At 40.9% G+C, this 2,959-nt stretch carries 3 protein-coding genes and 1 pseudogene; all 4 read right to left on the reverse strand.

Translation table 11 applies throughout. The annotated features are described in order from the left end of the window. Window positions 1–143: 143 nt before the first annotated feature. The 4 genes and pseudogenes from HY805_09080 to HY805_09095 all read right to left on the reverse strand — a co-directional run bounded on the left by HY805_09080 (window position 144) and on the right by HY805_09095 (window position 2,772). Complete coding sequence (locus tag HY805_09080) at window positions 144–554, reverse strand: 3'-phosphoesterase (protein MBI4824363.1); 411 nt, start codon at window positions 552–554, stop codon at window positions 144–146. Further along, window positions 554–1,282, reverse strand: coding sequence for a cytochrome c biogenesis protein ResB (locus HY805_09085; GenBank protein MBI4824364.1), 729 nt, complete (start codon window positions 1,280–1,282; stop codon window positions 554–556). The genes HY805_09080 and HY805_09085 overlap by 1 nt, the downstream gene beginning before the upstream one ends. 1 nt (window position 1,283) lies before the next feature. Beyond that, window positions 1,284–1,999, reverse strand: a pseudogene (gene ccsA, locus HY805_09090) (cytochrome c biogenesis protein CcsA). Further along, a complete protein-coding gene (locus HY805_09095) occupies window positions 1,996–2,772 on the reverse strand; it encodes a TIGR02757 family protein (protein ID MBI4824365.1) in 777 nt (258 codons plus the stop codon). Before HY805_09095 ends, ccsA begins: the two are co-directional and overlap by 4 nt. Between the last annotated feature and the right edge of the window lie 187 nt (window positions 2,773–2,959).

Raw genomic sequence — 2,959 nt, forward strand, 5'->3', positions numbered from 1 at the left:
ATGAGGCTTGCCATGAGATACGCTTTGGCTTCCACCCTATTGGAGTTCTTGATTTAAGAAAAGGGAAGGTCAGACCCAAAGTAAGAAAAGTGTAACCCATGTCCATAGGTTAAAATGTAACCCATGTGAATGTTGAACAAAGCTCATGGAAGAACAGTCTTTAGCTTAAAATCAGGCTCTATAAATTTATCCTTTCTTTTTATAAGAAGCCACTCTTTGCCTGACATCTTAAAAAGCACAAATCCACCTTTGAGCTTTTTCCCATTCAATGTAAATTCAAGCCTTCCGTCTTCAACACATCCTCCATGGAGGATGAAACTTCCCTTATCCCAGATTACGACCCTGCCTGCACCATATTGACCTTCGGGAATTATACCCTCGAATGAGCCATAATCAAGCTCATGGTCTTGAACTGCTATTGCAAGCCTTTTATCGGCTGGATTCATCGAAGGACCTTTTGGCACAGCCCATGACTTGAGCACGCCTGCCATTTCCAATCTAAGGTCAAAATGAAGATGTCTTGCATGATGCTCATGAACAACGAATCGTGGCATTACTTCTCCTTCACTATCTTCATGGCAACGAGTATAACAGTGCCTATGAGAAAAAGTATGCCTCCTATGAGTGCTAAAAGTGCGCCGGGCTCTCTACTTACCTCTAAAAGGACTACCCTTACAGGATGTAATTGAATGTTTTTAAGATATAGCCCAAGCCCTCTATAAAATGATGGCTCGTTTGGAGATAGGGAGTCTTGTTTCAGCATCTTTCCTTCTTCTTCGAGGTATCCTATATCAGCTCGATAGTTTATGATATAGCCATCCGGGCTTAAGTCAGCTATTATGTTTTTCATCTCAAGCACAATGCCATTTGGAAGAATAAGATGAGAGCCCTCGTATGCAACTACATTTGCCCTCATACTTCCAATGGAGCTGAAAAGATGGGCAAGCAATATGAAAAGAAACCCAATGTGGATTATCTGAGGAGAGATTATTAGAAGCCACTGTTTCATCTCATGTTTTTTGATTATCGATTCAATGCTACAGAGAATCGTATTTGCAGTAAGGAGAAAAAGAAGAAACACCGAGCCTGAAAGCCACCACGAGACCTTAAATGGGCTCGCCTTGAGCCATGTAAACAAAGGGAGGAGATTTATGGATTGAAATTCCACGCTTTTAGGCATTATGAATGAGCCAAAAAGCAAAAGTAAAAGCAGTCCAATAAGAAGCCATATAGCTGTCCTTAAGGATAGGAAAAAATTTAGTATACCTTTAAAAACCCTCATACTAAAAGGCATGCGAGGACTTCATTAAAAGCCCTACGCCAAGATATGTGAATAGCACTACGACAAACCCTACGATTCCTAAGATTGTAGAAGGCTTTCCTGTCCATCTTAGCCTTGCATGAAGATAAAGGCTATAATACAGCCAGAGTATTGTTGTCCAAAGCTCTTTTGGGGTCCAAAGCCAGTATGTGCCCCATGCAAGGTATGCCCACACTCCACCAAATATCATGGAAAGAGAAAAAAACTGTATCCTATAAGAACTGCCTTATACAAAGGGTCCCTACCTTCTGGCAGTGTATCCTTTAGATAAACTATTCCCAAAATAGCAGAGATTCCAAAAAGTGCATATGAAAAAAACGAAAGTATTACATGAAGCTCAAACCAGTATGTCCTCAAAACCGGAGGGAGTGGCGTGGAATAAGGCTCTGAGCTAAGGGCAAATATGCTGAACACACAAGCCATCCCTGAAAGTATACTCAAGAACGCTTTTTTACCTTTCATCGACTTATTAAATGGAATAGAGAAAGCCACCAGAGAGGCTGAAAGAAAATTCAGTGTATCGTGCACACCAACAAGTGGAATCCTGCCAAGCTCAACCCCTCTGAGGATTAGATACACGGTTTGTAAGGCAAAACCTCCATAAAGAAACCGCCTGTAAAATATCCCTAAGAGGTAAAGGGGGAATATCGCATAGGATACTATTATCATAGAGGTCAGGAGATAGTGCCCCTTTCTGTGTGGCAGAGAACGAAATCATACTTAAGTGGGTCTTCGGGGTCTATCTTTTTCAGGGCAGAACTTATCTCAACTGCCATCTTCCAATCGTTCGTAGTCCTTGTCGTAAGCCCGATATGACTTCCTAACCTTGCTATGTGGGTATCGAGAGGTATAATGAGCTTGTTTTTGGGGATTCCTTTCCATATGCCAAAATCTATATCCCTGTCTCTGACCATCCACCTTAAAAACAGATTTGCCCTTTTAAAAGCACTTCCTCCTGAAGGAGATGGAAAAAGCTGAAGAAAACCTCTGGATAAGACATTTCCTCCATTGACACTGCTACGAATATCAGCCATCATCCCTAAAAGTGCACTTCCAATATCAGGGTCTTCATCCCTGTAGAATCTCTTAAAAAGCTTATATATGCTTCCGTATCTTTTTAGCATAACCGATATAACATAAAGGAATGCGATTATGTCTTCTGTCTTCTGAAATCTATATCTTATACCCTGAAAAAGGCAGGCATGTTTTTGTATGCTAAAATTTACCAAGAACTCATAAGGGTGTTTGCCCATAACATTTAGTATCTTTTCAATGACAGGCATGAAGAGCCTGATATTGCCGTATGCAAAGGATGAGGCTATGAAGCCAGAGACCTCTATGTCTTTGTCCTGCCTGTATCTGTGAGGAAAATGCACAGGGTCTTCTTTTATGGCATGAGCGAAATCAAAACTTTTGTAAAGACTATCGAGCCTTGCCTTTAGGTCTTTCATTTTTGAAATTTAACAGATTTGGGAGATATTTGCCACTTTACAATTTATTTATTACGCCAGTTCAATGAGGAAGTGCAACACTTGGGGCTACGAAGGAGTTACCCTAAGTGTTTATGGAGAGACGATATAAGCAACTTAATTTGGAAGAGAGGGACAGGATAACGGAGTTGAAGGCAAGGGGTTTTAG

It is taken from the genome of Nitrospirota bacterium (assembly GCA_016207905.1).
Classification (GTDB): Bacteria; Nitrospirota; Thermodesulfovibrionia; order Thermodesulfovibrionales; family JdFR-86; genus JACQZC01.

What these genes read in the sequence shown, in the direction of transcription:
- HY805_09095 (MBI4824365.1), bottom strand. Translation starts at nt 2,772, where the DNA reads ATGAAAGACCTAAAGGCAAGGCTCGATAGTCTTTACAAAAGTTTTGAT.
- HY805_09085 (MBI4824364.1), bottom strand. Translation starts at nt 1,282, where the DNA reads ATGAGGGTTTTTAAAGGTATACTAAATTTTTTCCTATCCTTAAGGACA.
- HY805_09080 (MBI4824363.1), bottom strand. Translation starts at nt 554, where the DNA reads ATGCCACGATTCGTTGTTCATGAGCATCATGCAAGACATCTTCATTTT.